We start from the raw sequence: 18,390 nt of genomic DNA, 5'->3' as shown, positions 1-18,390 counted from the left end.
GGTGTGCGCCGTGTTCAGGCGCGTGGACCGTCAGCCATGGGCAGACGCGGCGGCATCTGCGAGGTGGCGCGGCGGATTTCCAGCGCGAGTTCCTCCTCGAATTCGCGCACCTGGCATCGGTCACACACGCTGGACGCGAGCGTCGACATCGGCAGGTAGCGGTGGCCGCATGCCGTGCAGATCTGGAGAGCGTTCGTTGGCTTGGTGCTGGCGGTTTGGGGGTGCATGCCGGCCTCGGCGGGAGGACGGGCACACGATAGAGAGCCCGAGCCGGCACGGCTGTCGGCGCTGGGGATGAGGCAGAGTAGGACAGCGCCGCTTCGCTGCGGCGATTGCGGCGGTGTCTTCCTGAAGCGTCAAGGACAGCAGGGCGCCGTCGACCGCGGCGCGGTCCCAAGCGGTGGGCGGGCGCCCGGCTTTGCGTGCCGACTTGCCTGCGTCTGCCCCAAGTGGCGCTGCAGTTGCCTCACGACGATTTCTGCGTCTGGCCCCACGCCGCGCAGCGTGGCCGAGGCGTAGGTCCGCTGGTAAGACAAACCCACGTAGTAGAGGCCCGGGACGGTGCTGCTCGCGCCGCGCCGCTGCAGCGGCACGCCGTGGAGGTCGAGTGCGCCCAGCGCCTGCAGGTATTGCAGATTCGGCAGGAAGCCCGTGGCGAAGATCACCGTGTCGACCGGCTCCGCCTCGCCGTCGTGCCAGACCACGCCGTCGGGGCTGAACGAGCGGAACATCGGTCGCACACCAGGGCGGCCGGACGCCACCGCGGCCCGGTAGAGCCCCGCGTCGAGCACCGCGGGGCCCGTCTTCGAATGCATCCGCTTGAAGAGGCTTGCCCGCCAGGTGCCGATCTCGGCGGTGTCGAGGCCGAAGGCCGACCACCAGGCGTGCACATCGGCCCCCAGCATGCGCTGGGGGACGAAACTCGGTGGTCGTCTCGCCGCGATCCACACCTTGGCGACCTGTGCCAGTTCCGTGGCGATCTGCACCCCGGAGTTCGCTGCGCCGACGACGACCACCCGCTGGCCCGCAAAGGCGTCGGGCGACTGGTAGGCCAGTGAATGCAGGAGCTGGCCGGTGTAGGCGGGCTGCCCGGGCAACGAAGGCAGGCGTGGCCGCTGGAACGACCCCGAGGCGGCGATGAGGCTGCGCGCGAGGAAGGTGCCGCGAAGCGTGCGCACCTCGAACAGGCCGTCGGGTCGACGGTCTATCGCATCCACCCGGCAGTGGGTCGTCACCGGAAGCTGATGCGTGTTGGCGTACCGCGCCAGGTAGTCGATCGTGGCATCGCGGGTCGGGTAGTGACCCGGGTCGCCAGAGAAGGGCAGGCCTGGCAAGGCCGAGTAGCGGGCCGGCGAGAAGAGCCGCAGGCTTCGGTAGTAGTGCCGCCACGAGCCGCCGGCCGAATCGCCGGCTTCGAGGATGAGAAAGCGCAGGCCCGCGCGGCGAAGATGAAAGCCCGCGGCGAGGCCGGCCTGGCCGGCGCCGATCACGATGGCGTCGTATGCGCCCTGTTCCAACATGGCAACTCCCTTCATGGTGGTGACTGGCAACTAAACGGGTGCCGCCTCGCGGCTCGGCGCGTCGGCACCGAGCAGCCGGTGGATCAGCACAGCCAGGGCGGCCCCGGCACCTTGGGCCACGACGAAACCGGGCGCGCTGGTGGGCGCGATGCCGGCGAAGCTGTCGCTGAACATGCGGCCAAACACGGCCGCGGGGTTGGCGAACGAAGTGGACGCGGTGAACCAGTAGGCCGCACCGATGTAGCACGCGACCATGGCCGCGCCGCGGCCCGCCGGCGCGCGCAGGATGACGAGCACCAGCCCCGCCGTCGCCACCGCTTCGGCAATCCACTGGCCGGTACCGGTGCGCAGCTTGGTCGAGAACTGCACGATCGTCATGTCGAACATCGCATGGGCCAGCCACGCCCCGAGCACGGCGCCCACGAGTTGCGAGGCGATGTAGGGCGCGAGCGCGTTGACCGGCAGCGCCCCGCGCCAGGCCAACACGGCGCTCACGGCCGGGTTGAAGTGCGCGCCGCTCACGGGGCCGAACACCTCGATCAGGACGTAGAGGCCGCCCACGGTGGCGAGCGTGTTGGCGAGCAGCGCGATGGCCACGTTGCCGCCGGCCAGGCGCTCGCCCATGATCCCCGAGCCGATGACGACGGCGAGCAGCAGCGCCGTACCCAGCGCCTCCGCGGCGAGTTTGCGAGGCAGGCTCATGGTCAGCTGCCCGAGATGTCGGCCAGCGCGCGTTGCAGCTCGGGCTTGCCCAGCGTGCCCAGGGGCAGCTGCAGCAGCTGCAGCATGCGGTAGCCGATTGCCTGGCGCGTGAGCTCGAACGCGCGGCGCTTGCCTTCATCACCGCCTTCGGCATTCGACGGGTCGGGGTAGCCCCAATGCACCTTGACCGGCTGGCCGCCGGTGCCGCCGAAGAACACCGGGCATTGCTCTGCCGCGGCGCTGTCGCACACCGTGATCACGACGGACAGGGGCGGTGCACCGTCACGGCTGAACTCGTCCCAGCTCTTGCTGCGGTAGCCGTGGGTGTCGACGCCGGCCGCTTGCAGCGCCTCGATGGCGAAGGGGTTGATGCGGCCGCTCGGTGCGCTGCCGGCACTGTGCGCCTGCACGTCCAGGCCGAGCTTCTTCGCCCAGTGGTTGAGCATGCCTTCGGCCAGGACGCTGCGGGCCGAGTTGTGGGTGCACAGGATGAGAACGTGGGTGGTCATCTGGGTCCCGGCGGGTGTTCAGCAGCAGGATGAACGGTCGGCCGCGACAGGAATGCCGATCGGCTTGCCGCGCACGGTGGGGGTGCAGCAGGCATTCGGCTCGGCTGCCGCTGGCGACGCAGTCTTCTCGCTGAAGACCGGGATGTCGGCCAGCGTGTGGAAGTGCTCCCAGGCCACGCCCTGCGGATCGGTGACCCAGTGCTTTTCGCTCCGGGCGTAGCAGCAGGTGGTTTCACCGCTGTCGGCGATGAGCATGTCGGCCGCATCGGCGCGCGCCTTCAGTTCTGCGAGTTCCTCTTCGCTGTCGGTCTGGAACCCCAGGTGGTCGACGCCGGGTGTGCCACCGCGCGTCGAGATGGCGAAGTTGATGCGCGGGTCGTCGAGCATCCACTTGGCGTAGTCGGATTCGCTGCGCGTGGGCTGCTCGGCGAACAGCTTCGAATAGAAGGCAATGCTCTGTGCGAGATCTTCGACATGCACATGGACGTGGAATCGCTTCATGGGAATCTCCGGGTTCAACAGTTGCAAGAGGTGCTGGCCTCGGGCAGGCAGGCTTCGCCCTGGCAGCAATTCGCGGTGAGGTAGGCCAGCACGTCGGTCATGTGGCCGAACGATGCGCGGTAGATGAGGTTGCGGCCCTGCCGCTCCTGGCTCACGAGGCCGGCGTGGACCAGCTCCTTGAGGTGGAACGACAGCGTGGCGGCCGGCACGTCGAGGCTCTCGACCATGGTGCCGGGCGTGAGGCCTTCGGGGCCGACGACGACCAGCGCACGGAAGACCTTCAGGCGCAGTTCGTGGGCGAGGGCGGCGAGGGCGCGGATGACGTCTTTTTCTTCCATGCTTCCATTATGTTCGAATAATGGAAGCAAGCAAGAAGTTTCTTGTCAGCGCTTGGACTCTCGGGGCGCATCGGCCGTGCGCGCATCGCGGATCGCCTGTGCCAGATCGGGCGCGACGGGCAGGCGCCTGAAGGGGCTGATGTCGGCCCCGCCAGTGTTGCCCACCGGGATCCAGAAGACGGTCTTGGTGGCCGCCCCGACGATCCGCATCAGCTGCCCCCAGGTTTCGCGGGCGCGGCGGTGGCGCAGCGCCCACAGCAGCATGTGCACATGGGCGCGCACGTGCTCCACCGTGGAGGCCTGGCCCAGCACGTGGGCGCGCTCCAGGTGGCGGAAGGCGGCGTCTTGGTGGCCCGCCCGATCTGCGGCGGCGGCGGCCTGCAGCTCGTGGCGCACGCGCGGGCGGATGCGTTGGGCGAAGCTCATCAGAGTCTCGTGGCAAGTGGTGAAGGTGCCGGTATTGAAAACCCTGTAGCAGGTGGAAGGTCAAGAGGTGCCGCGCGCTGCCGTGGCCCGCAATACCCCCGTACACCAGGCGGTGTACTCAAGCCAAACCGGGTGCCGACGCACTAGATTCGCGCGCCTTTGAAACGGTTCAACACCGTCGAGGCTTCATCCACCCACACGAAGGGAGACACGCGTGACTCAGCACTTCATGGCGCGCTCATGTGCCGTTATCCGAGGGGCTTGCGCCGCCACGTTGTTGGCAGCGGGCCTTCTCCTCCAACCGGCCGCCGAGGCGGCGGTGCCCAGCCCCACGGTGACCGGCCCCGTGCCCTCGCAAGCCCCCGGCAGCGCCTCGCGCGACTACCCGTGGATGGCCACGATGCACAACCTCGCCGCCGTGGGCTACGTGGAGGAGGAGTTCTTCCTCGATGGCACGGCCAACCGCTACAACACCGCCGTGCCGCTGGGCACGAATGCCTCCGTGGTCAGCAGTGGCCACCCGTACCGCACGCGCATCATCGTGCGGCGGCCCATCAGCCCGTGGAAGTTCAACGGCACCGTGCTCGCCGAATGGCAGAACGTGACGGCCGGCTACGACCTCGACGCCATGTGGGGCGCCTCGTTCGAGCACATCGTGCGCTCGGGCTACGTGTGGGTCGGCATCTCCGCGCAGCGTGTCGGCGTGCAGGGCACCCCGAACGGCCTGAAGAACTGGAGCACCACCCGCTACGGCTCGCTCGACGTGACGGCCGGCGGCACCGTGGTCGACGATTCGCTCTCGTATGACATCTACGCCCAGGCCTTGCAGGCGCTGCGTCAGCCGACCGGCGTGCGCCCGCTCGGCAAGCTCGAGGCCAGGCGCGTGTTCGCGATCGGCGCCTCGCAGTCGGCGGGGCGGCTGCACGTGTTCATCAACGCGCTGCACCCGCTGATCGGCGACCCGGTCGACGCCTACCTGCTCTACATCGGCGGCGGGCTCGTGCGCAGCGACCTCACCGTGCCGATCTTCAAGCTGATCTCCGAGACCGACGTGCCGGTGCAGGTGGCTGCACGCCAGCCCGACACGCCGCTCTTCCGCTTCTGGGAAGTGGCGGGCGCCAGCCACTCGGGCCGCCGCACCGTGCTCAACACGCGTCCGCTGCTGGCGCGCGATGGCGTGGCGCCGACGGTGGGCGATTGCGCCCGCCCGCCGTATCCGCGCGTACCGATCCAATACGTGACGAATGCCGTCTACGACCACATGGTGCGCTGGGTGCGCGAAGGCGTGCAGCCGCCGAGCGCGCCGCCCATCACGACCGTGGGCACGGCGGTCCAGCGCGATGCCTACGGCAATGCGCTCGGCGGCATCCGCCTCGCCGAGTTCGCGGTGCCCACCGCACTCAACAGCGGTGCCAACACCGGCGCGGCCTTCTGCATCCTCTACGGCAGCTACATCCCCTTCGAGCAGAGCGTGCTCGACCAGCTCTACCCGACGCACGGCGGCTACGTGGTGCCGGTCTTCAACCAGGCGCACGACACGGTGCGCGAGGGCTACGTGCTGTGGCAGGACGCGCTGCGCACCAAGCACCTCGCCGCGCACAGCATCGTGGGCTCGGGCGCCCCGTGCAGCGCCACCTGCCGGGCCGCGCAAGACCTGCTGGAGGCCAGCTACTTCTACCTGTACACGAGCGGTGCCGACGACGAGCTCACGCACAAGGTGATCCTCGCCATCAAGGCCCTGGCCCGTGGCGAGGCGGCCGGCGGCCAGGCGCAGGCGTTTGCCCACAAGGTGGTGCGCCACACGCTGAACGACTACGTCGACGACGTGCAGCGCCTCAAGGCGAAGGGCCGCCTGTCTCAGGTCTCGGCCAACGAACTGGTGAACGGCGCCAACGCCACCCTCGCGGCCATGCCCTGATCGGCGGCTCAGCCCGGCCCGTCTTCCCCCACGATGGGGAGGGCCGCGTCTGCGCCGAGGAAGAAGCGCACGAACTCGGCCGACGCATCGGGCCCGGCGCGGTCGGTGTACGAACCGGCCGGGTCACCACCCGACCACGCATGGCCACCGCCGTGCACCACCCACTCTTCCACGAGCGGGATCCCGAGTTCGTCGCAGAAGCTGGTGGCGGTGCACTGCCGGCCACCCCGCTCGAAGCGGGCGGCGGGCTGTGCCTCGAGGCCCACACCGCTCTGCGTGAACGCCTGCACGGCCTGGCCGGCGATCGCCGCACCGTTCATCGCGTTCACCGTGGTGTCGGCGTCTCCGTGGATCACCATCGTGCGCACGGCCCGTCGGCCGCCTCGCGACGGCCGCTGCGGGCCGCGGGCCTGCATGGCGGCAAAGGCGGAGGCCACGTCGTGCGCCGACCCCTGGGGCAGGCCGGAATGCGCGCCGACGGCGGCGAAGACGTCGGGGTGCGTCTGCCCGAGGATGACCGCCATCGCGGCACCGGCCGAGAGGCCGGCCACGAAGACCTTGTTCCGGTCGACCGGATGGGCGGCGTGGATGTCGTCGACGATGCCGGTGAGCAGCGAAGGCTCGGCACCCGAGCGCTGCTGCTGCGAAGGCTCGAACCAGTTCCAGCAGTTCGACCCGTTGGCCCGCTGGGTCTGCGCCGGGTAGGCCACGAGGAAACCGTGGCGTTCGGCCAGCGCGTTCATGCGCGTGCCGGCGGCGAAGTCATCGGGGTGCTGCTTGCAGCCGTGCAGCATGAGCACGAGCGGGAGCTTGCGCCCGGGTTGCTTCGTCGTGGGCACGTAGAGGCGGTATTGGCGGCTGCCGTGCGGGCCGGTGTGCCGCTTCCAGACGAATTCGCCGGGGAGCGCGGCGGGCCGCTGCGGCCCGTGGGCCTTGGGCACGGTGGGTGGCGCATCGTTGAAGCGCGGTGCGATTGCCGAGCCGCCGGGCGAGAGCCCTGCGGCGGCGAGCGCGTCGTCGATCACGCGGTGGATGTCGATGCCGCCGCTCTGCGAGCCGCGCTGGAGCCCGGCCTGGGTCAGCGCCTGGCGGATGGTGTCGGAAATGAAGGTGCTGTTCACGGGGCGCAAATGAATGGTGCAGTGCAGCAATCATGCTACGTCCGCACGCCTGCGGGGTCGCGAAATGGCCTAGGACATCCCCTACGTGAAACTGGGCGCACCGTCTCCATATCCGGCCAGCGTCAGTTCCACCGCCACGTCCAGATCACGTCGACGGCACTTTCGTCGCCACTTTGGGCGCGCACGGTGAAACGCCGCGCGGCGCGGTAGATGAGCTGCCAGGAGCCGGCCGCGGCGTTCAGGCCGCGCTCGTAGGCCACGAACCAGCGCTTGGACAACTGCTTGCCGAGCGTGACCACCGTGTCGCGCACCTCGCCCGAGTCGCCGCGCGCAACCGAGAGTTCGTCGATCCCGAGTTTCTTGAGCGTGCCGCCCGACGGGTTGCCGCCTTCGCCGGCCAGCAGCGCGAGTGCCGCCCGCTGCAGCAGTGCGGTTTCGGCGCGGCCCATGCCTTCGGGCTCGCGGCCCATCACGAGCCATGAGAGCTTGTCCATTTCGCTCATCTCGGGCTCGCTGTAGAGGCGGATGCGCGGGTCGGCGGCGCTGCCTTGCACGGCCACGCCCACGCGCACGTCGATGTCGGGCCGCACGGCGAGGATGTCGAGCCGGGGCGTGGCCAGGTCGCCGCTGAAGGCGATCACGCCGCGCTCGATGGCGAGGTTCTGCCCATAGGCGGTGTAGGTGCCGTCGTCGGTGCGCAGGGTGCCGTTGATGGCGAGCTTGCCCTCGGGCGTGGTGATGCGAAGCCGGCCCTTGAGCAGTGTGTCGAGGCCGCGGCCGCGCAGGCGCAGGTCCTGGCCGAGGTCGAGGGCGAGTTGCACGTTGGCACCGGCGAGCGCGCCGGGCGAGGCGTCGTCTGGGGCGACGGCCGGGTTGTTGCCGCGCACCTGCACCACCGTCACGTCGTCGTCGAGCGTGGGGGCGTCGGCCTGCGAGATGTCGATGCGGCCCTGGTCGATGGTGAAGCGGCCGTCGAGGTCGATCGCCTTGGCCTGCAGGCGCAGGTTGGCGTCGCCGCTCACCACCACGTGGCGGTCGACGCGGGCGAGGGCAAGCAGGCGCTCGGCCTTGAGTTGCAGGCTGGCCTGCGGCGCTGCGCCGAGCTGGGCGCTGCCTTCGGCGCGCACGCTGCCGTCGCCGCCGCGAAAGACGAGCCGCTCGAGCGTGGCGCGGTCACCGTCGAGCACGAGCGCGAGTTCTCCCTCGGTCAGTTGCACGCCTTGCAGCAGGTTGGCCACCTTGAGGCCGGAGCCGGCCACGCGGCCCCGGTACTCGGGTGCGCCAAGCCGCCCGCCGAGGGCCGCATCGGCCTGCAGGCGACCGCCGATGCGCCAGCCGGCAGGCAGCCACGCGCTCCACGCGCCGATGTCGGCCACGCGCAGGGTGAGGCTGCCGTCGAGCGGCGCTTCGGCACCGGGCACCACGGCGGTGGGGTCGGCGCGCAGCGTCTGGCTGCCGCTCAGCTCGCCCAGGCCGCCGCCGCGCACCGACTCGCTCAGGCGCCAGAGGCCGTCGCGTGCGGTGGCCGACAGGCGCAGCTCGCTCAAGCCCAGCGCACGCGGGCCGGCGGCATCGCTCAAGCGCAGGTCGCCGCTCTCCCGCTCGAGGGCCAGGTCGGCGCTGAAGCCTTGCGCGCTCGTGGCCTTCAGCCGGCCGCCCACGCGCAGGTCGCCGTTCCAGCCCATGTGCGGCTGCAGCCGGGCGAGCCACGGGCCGATGGCCAGGGGGTCGAGTTGTGCGTCGACGTCGAGGCGAGGGGGCGCGCCGCTGGCCGCCGGGGCTTGGTAGCGCGCCTGCTGCCAGCGCAACGTGGCGCCCAGCAGCTCGAGGGTGTTGGGCGCGAGCATGGCCTGCGTGAGCCCGCCCGCTGGCCCGAAGCTCAGCACTGGCTGCAGGCCGCGCGCCTGCAGCCACGGGGTGGCGCCGTCTTGCGCGGGGGCTGCACGCAGCTCGGCGATGCTGCCGCGCCACTCGCCGCCACCCGCGGTGGCCGGTTGCCAGCGGCCTTCACCGCGCAGTGAGAGCTGCCCGCCGCGCGGTGGCGCCTGGCCTTGGGACACGGCTGCGTCGGTCCACGCCGGCGGGCGCAGCGGGCTCGTGGCGAGGAGCGTCATGCGGTGGGCGCGCAGGCTGCCGTCGACGTCGGCCTGCACACGGTCGAGCCGCTGCTCGCCGCGGGTGAGGGCGCTGGCCTGGAGCGAGAGCACGAGCGGCGCATCGGCGTTGGTGGGCGTGGCGGTCCATCGAGCGTCTGCCGTGCCGAGGCGCCAGCTGCCGCCGTCGATGCCGGCTGCGCTGGCGCGGCCTTCGGTGCGCAAGGCCGGCCATGCGCCTTCAGCACTGGCTTCGGCGCGCAGGGAGCCGCTGCGCGGGGCCCACGCGGTGGCACCGGGGATGAGGTTGAAGAGGGGAGTGAGCGTGGCGAGCGCGGGCGCGTCGACGTCGATCTGGCCGCGGTCGGCCTTCGGGTCGGCGGCCAGCGCGAGCGCAGCCTTGGCGCGTGCGTTGCCGGCGTGCAGGTCGGTGTCGAGCTTGGCCGTGCGCTGGCCGGCTTTCAGCGCGACATCGCCACGCAGCGGCACGCCGGCCAGGCGGCTGTCGCGCAGCGCGAGCGTCGCGTCGGCTTGCAGCTTCATGAGGCGATCGCGCAGCGGCAACGGGGCCGGTGCTGCGGGCGCTGGCGGCAGGGTGAACGACGCGTTCCACTCGCCGTTCAACACATGCGGGCCACGCCGCCAGCCGGGGGCATTGGCCGGGCCCGACCACCAGTCGGACGGGTCGAAGCGCGTGAGCGTGCCGCGGCTGCGGCCCTGCCATGTGCCTTGAACCTGGCGCTGCACGTCGGCGTCGAATCGTGCCTGCGTGGCGCCGGCTGCCAGCGTGGCGCGCAGCTCGCGGGCGTGCAGGCTGCCGTCGGCCGGCAGCGCGAAGCTGCCATCGAGCAGCAGTTGCATCGGCCGCGGGGCACCGCGGCGCAGCGTGCCGCGCAGGTCGGTGTGGAGCGTGGCGGTGAGGCCCTGTGGGGCGGCCGGCGTGCCGCCAACGGGCGCGGGCACGCCGTCGAGCTTGAGCTTCATCGGCCCGCCCAAGGTGGCCGGCGCTGCCGCGTCGTGCAATTGCGCGAGGGCGACGTCGGCCAACGTGAGGTCGAGGGCGAGCGAGGTCCCGTCCCACCGCCCGCTGCCTTGCACGCGGCCGGCGGGGCGGCTGCCGTGCAGTTGCAGGTCGAGCGTCTTGAAGTCGAGCCGCGACGGGGCCGCGGGGTCGCCCTGCACCAGCGCATGCAGCTCACGCACCGGCAGGCGCAGCGCGCTCCACGGGCCGGGCAGGCCGTTGGCGATGTCGACTTGCACGGCCAGCGGCTGCTGGCGGCCGTCGCCCTGCACGACGGCGGTGCCGCTCAGGCGCGTGCTGGGCAGGCCGGGGGCGAGGGTCGAGAGGTCGAGGTCGCGCGTGCTCGCCTGCAACGCTGCGATGGGCCAGGGCTCGAACGGGGCGAGCGTTGCATCGGCCTGAAGCCGGGCGCCGGCGCCGGCTTCGAGCGCCGCGCGCAACTGGGGGCGCGGCAGCGTGCCGGCGAGGTCCACGCGCGCCTGCAGCGGCTGCGTGGCGCCGGGGGGGCTCGCCACCGTCGCGTGGCCCGAGAGCGCCATGTCGCCGTCGCTGCGCAGCGTGAGCTGGGCATCGGCCTGCCGCTGCTGCATGCGCGCCGACAGGCGCTGCACGCGGTGCACGGCGCCGGCCTCGGCGCCGAGGTGCAGGTCGGCGGCAAGCGCTTCGATCGGCGGCAGGGTGTTGACTTGCAAGGTGCGCACCTGCAGGCCGCGCAGCGCAAGCTCCAACGGCAGGCGAACGTTCTTGGGCGCGCCGGGGCTTGGCGGCTGGGGCTCGGGGTTCGGCCGTGTCTGCACGAGCACGCGCTGCGCCTGCGGCTCGACGAGCGTGAGGCCCACCCAGGCGCCGGGGTGGGGCCGCCAGCGCCATTGCAGGTCCCGCCAGGCGAGGCGCTCCACCTCGACCGTCATCGTGGGCGACTGCCATTGCAGCCGCTCGGCCGAGAAGCCGCCGCCATCGGGCCGGCCACGCACCCCGGTGGCCTGCAAGCCCGGCACATGGCCGAGGGCCCAGCCGAAGCCGTGCTCGGTGCGCAGCCAGCTCAGCGCGACAGCGGCGCCGACCACGAGCACCACCACGAGCAGGCCGAGTGCCGCAGCGGCGCGCCGCCACGCACGGCGAGGCGGTGGTGGCGGCGGTGCTGTCTCGGACATGCCGACGCTCAGAAGGTGACGCCCACGTTGAGGTGCAGGCGGAACTTGCGCACCTCTTCGCCGTAGGCCACGTCGAGACTCACCGGGCCGATGGGGCTGCGGTAGCGCAGGCCCACGCCCGCACCGAAGGCAGGCTTGAGATCGCCGAAGCGATCGGCCGCGCGGCCGGCGTCGACGAACACCGCCCCCCACAGCTCCGGCATGCGCTTGAGAAACGGCCGTGCCGCCTCCACGCTCGTGGTGAAGATGACGCGCCCGCCGGTGTCGACGCCGTTCACCTGTGGCGTGAGCGAGCGATACGCGTAGCCGCGCACCGAGTCGTCGCCCCCGGCACGAAAGCGCATCGATTCGGGCACGAGCACCTCGTCGCGCGTGAATACCTGGCCGAGCTCAACCCGCGCCTGCGTGTACCAGCGGCCCACCGGCCAGTAGCCGCGGTAGCGGCCGTAGAGGCGGGTGAACGGGCCGCGCCCGCCGGGCTCCGACTCGGCCATGCCCGCGCCCACCTGGCCCACCCACACGTTGCCGCGCGTGGGCAGCAGCGGGTCGTCGACGTCGCGCCAGATGCCGTGGTAGTGCAGGCCGAGCGCGTTGGACTGCTCGCGCCCGAGCGCACTGCGGCGCAACGAGCGCTCGAGCTCGAGGAACACCAGCCTGTCGATGGGCCGCGTGTCTTGCGCTCGGCCCACCCGCAGCCGGCCCGAGACCACCGTGTCGGTGTCGGACTCGATGCGCTCGGCCCCGCCGCCCACGAGGTTGCGCCAGAGGCCGGGCAGGGTGTGCGTGCTGAGCTCGCCCTGCCACGAGCGGCGCAGCTGCGAGACCTCGAAGGTGTTGCGTGCCACCGCGGCCCAGCCGAAGGGGCGGCGGTGGATGTGCTCGACCGTCGTGCGCACGCCCACGTCGGCGCTGATGCCCACGCCGAAGGTCGCCTCCTGCAGCTTGCGCTCGCGCAGCCGCACGTTGACGGGTGCAGCGGAGGGGTCGTCTGCCTGAGGCCGCACGGTGACGGTGGCGCGGTCGAAGAGGTTGCTGTTCTGCAGTCGCTCCTGGAAGTCGAGCAGCAGCTCTTCGGTGGCGATGGTGCCGGGGTCGAAGTTGGCGATGTTGCGCACCGTCTCTTCGTCGTGTGCCTTCAGGCCGCGGATGCGCAAGGGGCCGGTGCGGTAGAGCGGTCCGCTCTCGGCCACGAGCGAGAGTTCGGCGGCCTGCCGGTCGGCGTCGACACGGGCGGCGGTGTCTTGCCATTCGGCGTCGAGGTAGGCCTGGGCGCGCAGTTGGGCCAGGGCGTCGCGCTTGCCGACGCTCCACAGTGGGTTGCGAAACGGCGCGCCCGGCGGCAGCGGCCAGTTGTGGCGCAGCGCCTTTTGCGCCTCGCGGGCATGCGGCTCGTCGCGTGCCGTGGCCTCGGCCAGCGGGCCGCGCACTTCGATGCTCACGTCACGCACCTGCACGCGCGGGCCGGGTTGTACGCGCACCTGCACGACGGGCGGGTCACCGGCAAGCTTTTCCACCTCGACCTGCGGATTGAAGTAGCCCTCGGTCTGGAGCAACTCGCGCGCCTGCGCGGGCGTGGCGGACACGAGCCGTGCGAGTTCGGTCTCGTCGAGCGAGGTGCCGGGGGCGATGACGTCGAGGCGTGCGAGGTCGAGGTGCGTGCCGAGCAGGTCTTTCAGCTCGCGCGGGGCTTCGACCTCCAGGCGCACCGGGGGCGGGGGCTTCTTCTTGTCCTCATCGCCCTTCGTGGCGCAGCCCGCGACCAGCCAGATGCAGGTCGCCAGGAGAAGGCCGGCAAGGCCGGGGGGTCGTCGTCCGATGCTCATGAATCCGTCGGGGTGGCAGTGGCCGACGGGGCAAGGGGCGTGCCCTGCGCGGGTCAGGAGTCGGGCGGGGCTTTCGGGGCGAGCAGCTTCTCGCGCAGCACGGCGTTGACTTCGGCACCGAAGATGAGCGTCGTTGCGCCCACATACAGGAACACGAGCGTCGCGACGACACCGGCAAAGCTGCCGTAGATCAGTGCCAGCTTGCCGGCCGTGCGGAGGGTGTACGACAGGGTGGCCGCCGCACCGACCCACAGCGCCGCCCCGACGAGGGCACCCGGAATGACGGTGCGCAGGCGCTGCGGGATGTCGGGCAGCCAGCCGTACATCAGCGCGTAGAGCACGGTGAGCGCCGCGAAGGCCGCGCTGTAGCGCACGCTGTTCTGCAGCCACAACGTTTCGCGCCCCACGCCCACGTTGTTTTCGATCGCCTGCCACACGTAGGGCATGACGATCACCGAGCTGAACGTGAGCAGCACCCCGCCACCGACCACCACCGTGAAGAGCGTGACCTTGATGCGGGCCTTCCAGAAGGGCATGCCGCGCTCGATGCCGTAGGCGCGGTTGAGCGCAGTGCGCACGGCCTGCATGCCGGAGGAGGCCGTCCACAGCGTGACCACCAGGCCGATGGTGAGCAGGGCCTGGTTGCGATGGGCAAGCACCTGGTCGATCACGGGCTGCAGCGCGTCGCGCACGACGGGCGGGGTGTAGTCCATCACGCGCAAGGCGAGCGCCGCCGCATCGCCCGGCTGGCCGACGAAGCCCGCGCCCGCCGAGATCAGCAACAGCAGCGGGAACATCGCCAGCACCGACGAGAACGCCATGCTGCCGGCCTGGTTGGCGCTCTGGTGCAGCACGTAGTTGCGGATGGCGAGCAGGATCACGCCGAGTCCCGGCGCGGCGATGGCGGCGTGTTGAGTGCGATGCCAGAGTCTGTGCAGTCGGGTCATGTTCGGTTCACAGGAAACGCCGGCTCACGAAGCGCGAGCCGCGCAGGCCGAAGCGCCAGGGCGCGTCTTTCGCCTTCGAGATGCCAATGCGCACGCCGACCACCACCTCGGCCGGCATGGGCGCGGGCTGCAGCTCGAAGGGCGGGCGATCGAGCGGCAGGCCGTCGTGCGCCTCGCGGGTGATAGCAAGCGCCGCGCCCACTCGCCCCGGGCCCGAGCAGAGCAGCCGCTCGTCAAGCACGCGGCGGCGCGCGCGCATCGTGTCCAGGCCTTGCGTGGGTTCGAGGGCGCGGATCAACACCCCCGCGCCGTGCCCCGACTCGCGGCACACGAAGTTGAGGCACCAGTGGATCCCGTAGGAGCGGTACACGTAGGCGTGGCCTGGCGGGCCGAACATCGCAGCATTGCGCGCCGTGGGGCCGCTGAAGCTGTGCGAGGCGGGGTCGTCGACGTCATACGCTTCCGTCTCGACGATGCGGCCCCCGATGCCGTCGACCAGCAACAGCGTGCCGATGAGCGCGCGTGCGACCTCGACCGATGGCGCGGCGAAGTCGATGGCGCGGCACAGGTTCTTGGCAAGCATGTGCCGGAATCTGCCAGATGCGCAATGACCTTCGGCCCCGAGGCTCAAAGAGGGCCGAAAGGAAAGCTGAACGCCAAAAGAAAAGGGAGCCCCAGGCGGGGCTCCAAGAACAAGCGCTTCTGTCGGCGTCCGCCACCGCTCGAGAGGTCACGGACAGGCAAAGTGTATTTGTTCAAATTGATTTTCGACCCGGGCATTTCCCGGGTGTGGCGAGCGATCCGCCACAAGCGTGAAAAGTAGACGTCATGCGGGCGGTTTCGCGGGCGGTGCAGGCGGCAGGCGCGCAAGCTGCACATCGGCCAGGCTCGTGTAGAGCGGCCGGCTGAGCGTCTTCGAGACGGCACTCGCCACGAGCGAGCAGGCCATGAGGCTCAGCACCATTGCATGGCCGTCGACCATCTCCATCACGATGATGAATGAGGTGAGGGGCGTCTGCGTCGTGGCGGCCAGGAAGCCTGCCATGCCGAGCGCGATCATCGCGGGCGCGTGCGGGTAGCTCAGGAGCACGCCGATGTCGTGGCCGAGCGACGCACCGATGGCCAGCGCGGGTGCAAACACACCGCCCGCCACACCCGACCAGGCCGACACCCAGGTGGCCAGCAGCTTGAAGAGCACGAAGATGCCCGGGGTCGACTCCGCTCCGTCGAGCAAACCGCGTGTGTGGGTGTAGCCGCTGCCGAAAGTGGCGCCGTGCGTGACCACACCGAGGAGCGCCACCACGAGGCCGCAGGCCGCGGCGAACGCCACCGGGCGCCGCTGGCGAAAGGCCGTGATGCGCCCGGCCGGCCGGCCCGAAAGTGACTGGATGAGCAGCCGCGACAGCAGGCCGCCCAGCGCGCCGCAGCACAGCGCGATCAGGAGACCCGGCAGCACTGCATCGAGCCCGATGTGCGGCACATGGATGGCGCCGAAATAGGTGCCCGGCCCGAGGATGGACACCGCCACCAGGCCCGCGAGCACGATGCCCGCGATGATGAGACCGCTGTTGCGGTGCTCGGGCGCACGCGACAGGCCTTCGATGGCAAACATCACCCCGGCCAGCGGGGTGTTGAAGGTGGCTGCCACGCCGGCCGCGCCACCGGCCACGAGCAACCCATGCTCGGTCACGGCCGAGCGCGCCGGCAGCCAGCGCTTGGCGCCCAGCATGATGCCGGCGGCGATCTGTACCGACGGACCTTCGCGCCCGATCGACAGGCCACCCAGCAGGCCGACCGCGGTGAGCAGCATCTTGGCCACGGCGAGTTTCATTGAGACGAAGAGGCTGCGGCTGTTGGCGTCGACCGACGAGTCGAGTGCCGCAATCACGCTCGGAATGCCCGAACCGGCCGCCCCCGCGAAGCTGCGCCGGATCAGCCACACCACGGCCGCGGCGCACAGGGGCGTCCACACCAGCGGCAACCACCAGGCGACGGCGCGCAGCGCGTGAAAGGTGCCGAGCGCCTTTTCGGTGAGCCAGGTGAATCCGACAATGGTGAGCCCGGCGCCGGCGGCCATCGCGATGACCACGGCGCGCGCGACCCAGAGCCGCCAGTCGACAAACTCGCGGCGCACGTTGTGCAGGAAGCGCGGCTCCATGCTCATGCTGCGGTACGCGGCGGTCCTATGATGGCCGCATGGCCACCCGCAAGCGCACATCCCGCTCCGCCACGCCCGACACGTCCGGCGCGATTGGCGACCACGCCTCCGCAGCCCGCGTGCTGCGGCAATTCCGTCAGGTGTTCAACGCCGTGAAGACGCATTTCCAGCAGGTCGAGAAGAAGACCGGCGTGGGGGGTGCGCAGCTCTGGGCGCTGAGCATCATCCGCTCCACCCCCGGCATCGGCGTCAACGCGCTCGCCGAGGCGATGGACGTGCACCAGTCGACCGCCAGCAACCTCGTGAAGACGCTGGTCGAGCGCGAGTACGTGGCGGCGACGAAGGCGCCGTTCGACCGGCGCAGCGTGCAGCTGAAGGTGCTGCCGTCCGGAACGCGCCTGCTCAAGAAGGCGCCGGGCCCGTTCACCGGCGTGCTGCCCGATGCGCTGGCCCAGCTTCAACCCGAAACGCTTGTGCGGCTCGAGCTCGATCTGGCCGAACTGCTGGCGCGCCTGAACCCGGACGAGGGCTCCGCCAACATCCCGCTCGGCCAGGTGGTCTGACAAGGCCGGCCCGGCTCAGGGCTTGGCGTAGACGATGTCGGCGCGGCGATTGTGGGTGTAGGCCGATTCGTCGTGGCCCTTGTCCTGCGGGTGCTCCTCGCCCCAGCTGATGGGCTCCATCTGCGAGTCGCGCACGCCCCAGATCTTGAGCGCCTTCAGCGTGGCTTCGGCGCGCTTCTGACCGAGCGAGAGGTTGTACTCGGCGCTGCCGCGCTCGTCGGCATTGCCTTCGATCTTGACCTTGAGCGAAGGCATGGCTGCAAGGTACTTGCCGTGCTGCTCGATCACGCGGGCGTCTTCGGGGCCGATCGCGGCTTCGTCGAAGCCGAAGAACACGCTGTGCTCCTTGCTCAGCGCGCTGTTGGGGTCGAGGTGGGCCGGCAGGGCGGTGGAACGGACCGTCGATGCGGCCTGGCCCGTGCCGTCGGTAGCGCCCGACTTGCCGGCACCGGCTGTTGCGCCCGAGGGCACGGTGGGTGTGGTCGAGGTCTTGTCCGTCGGGGTGCTGGAACATGCTGCCAGCACCATCACGAGCCCGGCGGCTGCCACTGAAACGAGTTTGTTCACGACGCTGTCTCCTGGGGTTGTCGGAGCCCCCTCTGGGCCCCGGCGCGCCGGGATGTTAAGCGCAGATTTGTCCAAATAGATCATGCATTCGGACAAATGCTTCACGCTGCTGACGGTCAACGGCGCCGGTTCTTGTCCCAGATGGCGAGCACGATCACGGCGTAGGCGATGAAGCGGATGCAGTAGTGCAGCGGCTCCAGCTCGCTCACGCCGATCACGCCCATGGCCGCGCGGTTGACGGCTTCGATGAGGAACGACGCCGCGAAGAGCAGGTAGAAGCGATCGCGGCTGCTGCGCCAGTAGCGCAGGAAGAAAAGCCCGATGGCGAACGAACTGGCGGCGATGGCGCCGATGAGGACGTTTGACACGGCGGCACTGTTCATGCGTCACCATCCAGGATGAGGCCAGTCAGCAGGACCAGCAGGGCCACGAGCCCCATCGACAAGCGGAAGACCGACAGATCGAGCGCGGGGAACACCATCTTGTCGAAGATGAGCAGCACGCTGTTGAGGGTCAGGCCGACGAAGCAAAGCCCGCCCCACAGCAGCAGGCGGAAGCGGCTTCGCATGAAGGCACGCAGCAGCAACCAGGCGCACAGGCCGGCCGTGATCGCGCAGGCGGCATAGGCAATCTCGGCCATCACGTGTCCTTTCTCAACTTGAAGGCGTTGGCGAAGCGCTCGGCGCTGCGCTGTGTCGCGTCGTGCACGAGGTTGGTGATCCCGACGAGGTTGGCTTGGTAGCAGGCAAAGAGATCCGACAGCGCCTGGGCGAGCTCGGCATCGCGCGGAGCGTAACGGTAGGCGCCGTCGGCCGCGGCCACGATGCCGGCCGCGGCCAGCTGCGAAAGCAGTTTCTCGGCCACCGGCACGCTCACATAGAGCGCCGAGGCGATCTTGTCGGGCGTCTGCGGCACGCCGGGCGCGAGATGGAAGAGCCGCGCGGCCTCCAGGAATGGAACCGACGGCACGCTCGTCAGCACGAATCGCCTGACCGCATCGGGGATCGTGGGGTCGTGTCTCGACATGTG

19 protein-coding genes are annotated in these 18,390 nt (G+C 70.6%); 2 read left to right on the top strand and 17 right to left on the bottom strand.

Annotation, left to right across the window (positions count from 1 at the left end):
- Nucleotides 1–14: 14 nt before the first annotated feature.
- From RXV79_RS13545 to RXV79_RS13515, 7 genes are all read right to left on the bottom strand, one after another.
- Nucleotides 15–227, bottom strand: coding sequence for a hypothetical protein (locus RXV79_RS13545; protein WP_316698081.1), 213 nt, complete (start codon nucleotides 225–227; stop codon nucleotides 15–17).
- 129 nt (nucleotides 228–356) lie between these two features.
- Complete coding sequence (locus RXV79_RS13540) at nucleotides 357–1,520, bottom strand: NAD(P)-binding domain-containing protein (protein ID WP_316698080.1); 1,164 nt, start codon at nucleotides 1,518–1,520, stop codon at nucleotides 357–359.
- Between the two features lie 30 nt (nucleotides 1,521–1,550).
- Nucleotides 1,551–2,222: an aquaporin gene (locus tag RXV79_RS13535; protein ID WP_316698078.1), complete on the bottom strand. Its 672-nt coding sequence runs from the start codon at nucleotides 2,220–2,222 to the stop codon at nucleotides 1,551–1,553.
- Between the two features lie 2 nt (nucleotides 2,223–2,224).
- A complete protein-coding gene (locus RXV79_RS13530; protein ID WP_316698077.1) occupies nucleotides 2,225–2,731 on the bottom strand; it encodes an arsenate reductase ArsC in 507 nt (168 codons plus the stop codon).
- Between the two features lie 18 nt (nucleotides 2,732–2,749).
- Nucleotides 2,750–3,232, bottom strand: a complete 483-nt coding sequence (locus tag RXV79_RS13525) for an ArsI/CadI family heavy metal resistance metalloenzyme (RefSeq protein WP_316698074.1) — start codon at nucleotides 3,230–3,232, stop codon at nucleotides 2,750–2,752.
- 14 nt (nucleotides 3,233–3,246) lie between these two features.
- The gene (locus tag RXV79_RS13520; RefSeq protein ID WP_316698072.1) at nucleotides 3,247–3,570 is read right to left on the bottom strand and encodes an ArsR/SmtB family transcription factor; all 324 of its coding nucleotides are present in this window, start codon (nucleotides 3,568–3,570) and stop codon (nucleotides 3,247–3,249) included.
- Nucleotides 3,571–3,615: 45 nt separating this feature from the next.
- Nucleotides 3,616–3,996, bottom strand: coding sequence for a DUF3703 domain-containing protein (locus RXV79_RS13515; RefSeq protein WP_316698070.1), 381 nt, complete (start codon nucleotides 3,994–3,996; stop codon nucleotides 3,616–3,618).
- Between the two features lie 319 nt (nucleotides 3,997–4,315).
- Between RXV79_RS13515 and RXV79_RS13510 the strand changes: the two genes are divergently transcribed.
- On the top strand, nucleotides 4,316–5,914 hold the full coding sequence (locus RXV79_RS13510) for an alpha/beta hydrolase domain-containing protein (protein ID WP_316698067.1): 1,599 nt from the start codon (nucleotides 4,316–4,318) through the stop codon (nucleotides 5,912–5,914).
- Between the two features lie 8 nt (nucleotides 5,915–5,922).
- Here RXV79_RS13510 and RXV79_RS13505 read toward each other — a convergent pair whose 3' ends face one another.
- From RXV79_RS13505 to RXV79_RS13480, 6 genes are all read right to left on the bottom strand, one after another.
- Nucleotides 5,923–7,035: an extracellular catalytic domain type 1 short-chain-length polyhydroxyalkanoate depolymerase gene (locus RXV79_RS13505; protein ID WP_316698064.1), complete on the bottom strand. Its 1,113-nt coding sequence runs from the start codon at nucleotides 7,033–7,035 to the stop codon at nucleotides 5,923–5,925.
- A gap of 122 nt (nucleotides 7,036–7,157) precedes the next feature.
- A complete protein-coding gene (locus RXV79_RS13500) occupies nucleotides 7,158–11,303 on the bottom strand; it encodes a translocation/assembly module TamB domain-containing protein (protein WP_316698060.1) in 4,146 nt (1,381 codons plus the stop codon).
- Nucleotides 11,304–11,311: 8 nt separating this feature from the next.
- The gene (locus RXV79_RS13495; protein ID WP_316698058.1) at nucleotides 11,312–13,126 is read right to left on the bottom strand and encodes an autotransporter assembly complex protein TamA; all 1,815 of its coding nucleotides are present in this window, start codon (nucleotides 13,124–13,126) and stop codon (nucleotides 11,312–11,314) included.
- Nucleotides 13,127–13,179: 53 nt separating this feature from the next.
- Entirely contained in the window at nucleotides 13,180–14,073 is an 894-nt protein-coding gene (locus RXV79_RS13490) for a YihY/virulence factor BrkB family protein (RefSeq protein WP_316698056.1), read from the bottom strand.
- 7 nt (nucleotides 14,074–14,080) lie between these two features.
- Nucleotides 14,081–14,656 (bottom strand): DNA-3-methyladenine glycosylase, encoded by a 576-nt coding sequence (locus RXV79_RS13485; protein WP_316698054.1) that lies wholly within the window; start codon nucleotides 14,654–14,656, stop codon nucleotides 14,081–14,083.
- Nucleotides 14,657–14,899: 243 nt separating this feature from the next.
- Entirely contained in the window at nucleotides 14,900–16,231 is a 1,332-nt protein-coding gene (locus tag RXV79_RS13480; RefSeq protein ID WP_316698051.1) for a chloride channel protein, read from the bottom strand.
- A gap of 38 nt (nucleotides 16,232–16,269) precedes the next feature.
- On the opposite strand from RXV79_RS13480, the gene RXV79_RS13475 reads away from it, so the two are divergent.
- A complete protein-coding gene (locus RXV79_RS13475) occupies nucleotides 16,270–16,794 on the top strand; it encodes a MarR family winged helix-turn-helix transcriptional regulator (RefSeq protein WP_316698049.1) in 525 nt (174 codons plus the stop codon).
- Nucleotides 16,795–16,809: 15 nt separating this feature from the next.
- On the opposite strand, the gene RXV79_RS13470 is transcribed toward RXV79_RS13475, so the two are convergent.
- From RXV79_RS13470 to RXV79_RS13455, 4 genes are all read right to left on the bottom strand, one after another.
- On the bottom strand, nucleotides 16,810–17,361 hold the full coding sequence (locus RXV79_RS13470) for an OmpA family protein (protein WP_316698048.1): 552 nt from the start codon (nucleotides 17,359–17,361) through the stop codon (nucleotides 16,810–16,812).
- Nucleotides 17,362–17,477: 116 nt separating this feature from the next.
- Complete coding sequence (locus RXV79_RS13465) at nucleotides 17,478–17,729, bottom strand: DUF5985 family protein (protein WP_316698046.1); 252 nt, start codon at nucleotides 17,727–17,729, stop codon at nucleotides 17,478–17,480.
- A gap of 11 nt (nucleotides 17,730–17,740) precedes the next feature.
- The gene (locus tag RXV79_RS13460) at nucleotides 17,741–18,001 is read right to left on the bottom strand and encodes a DUF5985 family protein (RefSeq protein ID WP_316698044.1); all 261 of its coding nucleotides are present in this window, start codon (nucleotides 17,999–18,001) and stop codon (nucleotides 17,741–17,743) included.
- Entirely contained in the window at nucleotides 18,001–18,387 is a 387-nt protein-coding gene (locus tag RXV79_RS13455) for a hypothetical protein (protein ID WP_316698042.1), read from the bottom strand. The genes RXV79_RS13460 and RXV79_RS13455 overlap by 1 nt, the downstream gene beginning before the upstream one ends.
- Nucleotides 18,388–18,390 lie beyond the last annotated feature (3 nt).

This window comes from Piscinibacter gummiphilus (assembly GCF_032681285.1).
GTDB lineage: Bacteria > Pseudomonadota > Gammaproteobacteria > Burkholderiales > Burkholderiaceae_C > Rhizobacter > Rhizobacter gummiphilus_A.
Note: the sequence above shows the minus strand (reverse complement) of the source record. Positions and strands in the feature narration are given on the sequence as shown.

Coding starts and splice junctions, on each gene's coding strand:
- RXV79_RS13490 (WP_316698056.1), bottom strand. CDS start 14,073: ATGACCCGACTGCACAGACTCTGGCATCGCACTCAACACGCCGCCATC.
- RXV79_RS13540 (WP_316698080.1), bottom strand. CDS start 1,520: ATGTTGGAACAGGGCGCATACGACGCCATCGTGATCGGCGCCGGCCAG.
- RXV79_RS13500 (WP_316698060.1), bottom strand. CDS start 11,303: ATGTCCGAGACAGCACCGCCGCCACCACCGCCTCGCCGTGCGTGGCGG.
- RXV79_RS13475 (WP_316698049.1), top strand. CDS start 16,270: ATGGCCACCCGCAAGCGCACATCCCGCTCCGCCACGCCCGACACGTCC.
- RXV79_RS13520 (WP_316698072.1), bottom strand. CDS start 3,570: ATGGAAGAAAAAGACGTCATCCGCGCCCTCGCCGCCCTCGCCCACGAA.
- RXV79_RS13495 (WP_316698058.1), bottom strand. CDS start 13,126: ATGAGCATCGGACGACGACCCCCCGGCCTTGCCGGCCTTCTCCTGGCG.
- RXV79_RS13535 (WP_316698078.1), bottom strand. CDS start 2,222: ATGAGCCTGCCTCGCAAACTCGCCGCGGAGGCGCTGGGTACGGCGCTG.
- RXV79_RS13515 (WP_316698070.1), bottom strand. CDS start 3,996: ATGAGCTTCGCCCAACGCATCCGCCCGCGCGTGCGCCACGAGCTGCAG.
- RXV79_RS13545 (WP_316698081.1), bottom strand. CDS start 227: ATGCACCCCCAAACCGCCAGCACCAAGCCAACGAACGCTCTCCAGATC.
- RXV79_RS13455 (WP_316698042.1), bottom strand. CDS start 18,387: ATGTCGAGACACGACCCCACGATCCCCGATGCGGTCAGGCGATTCGTG.
- RXV79_RS13525 (WP_316698074.1), bottom strand. CDS start 3,232: ATGAAGCGATTCCACGTCCATGTGCATGTCGAAGATCTCGCACAGAGC.
- RXV79_RS13480 (WP_316698051.1), bottom strand. CDS start 16,231: ATGGAGCCGCGCTTCCTGCACAACGTGCGCCGCGAGTTTGTCGACTGG.
- RXV79_RS13530 (WP_316698077.1), bottom strand. CDS start 2,731: ATGACCACCCACGTTCTCATCCTGTGCACCCACAACTCGGCCCGCAGC.
- RXV79_RS13485 (WP_316698054.1), bottom strand. CDS start 14,656: ATGCTTGCCAAGAACCTGTGCCGCGCCATCGACTTCGCCGCGCCATCG.
- RXV79_RS13460 (WP_316698044.1), bottom strand. CDS start 18,001: ATGGCCGAGATTGCCTATGCCGCCTGCGCGATCACGGCCGGCCTGTGC.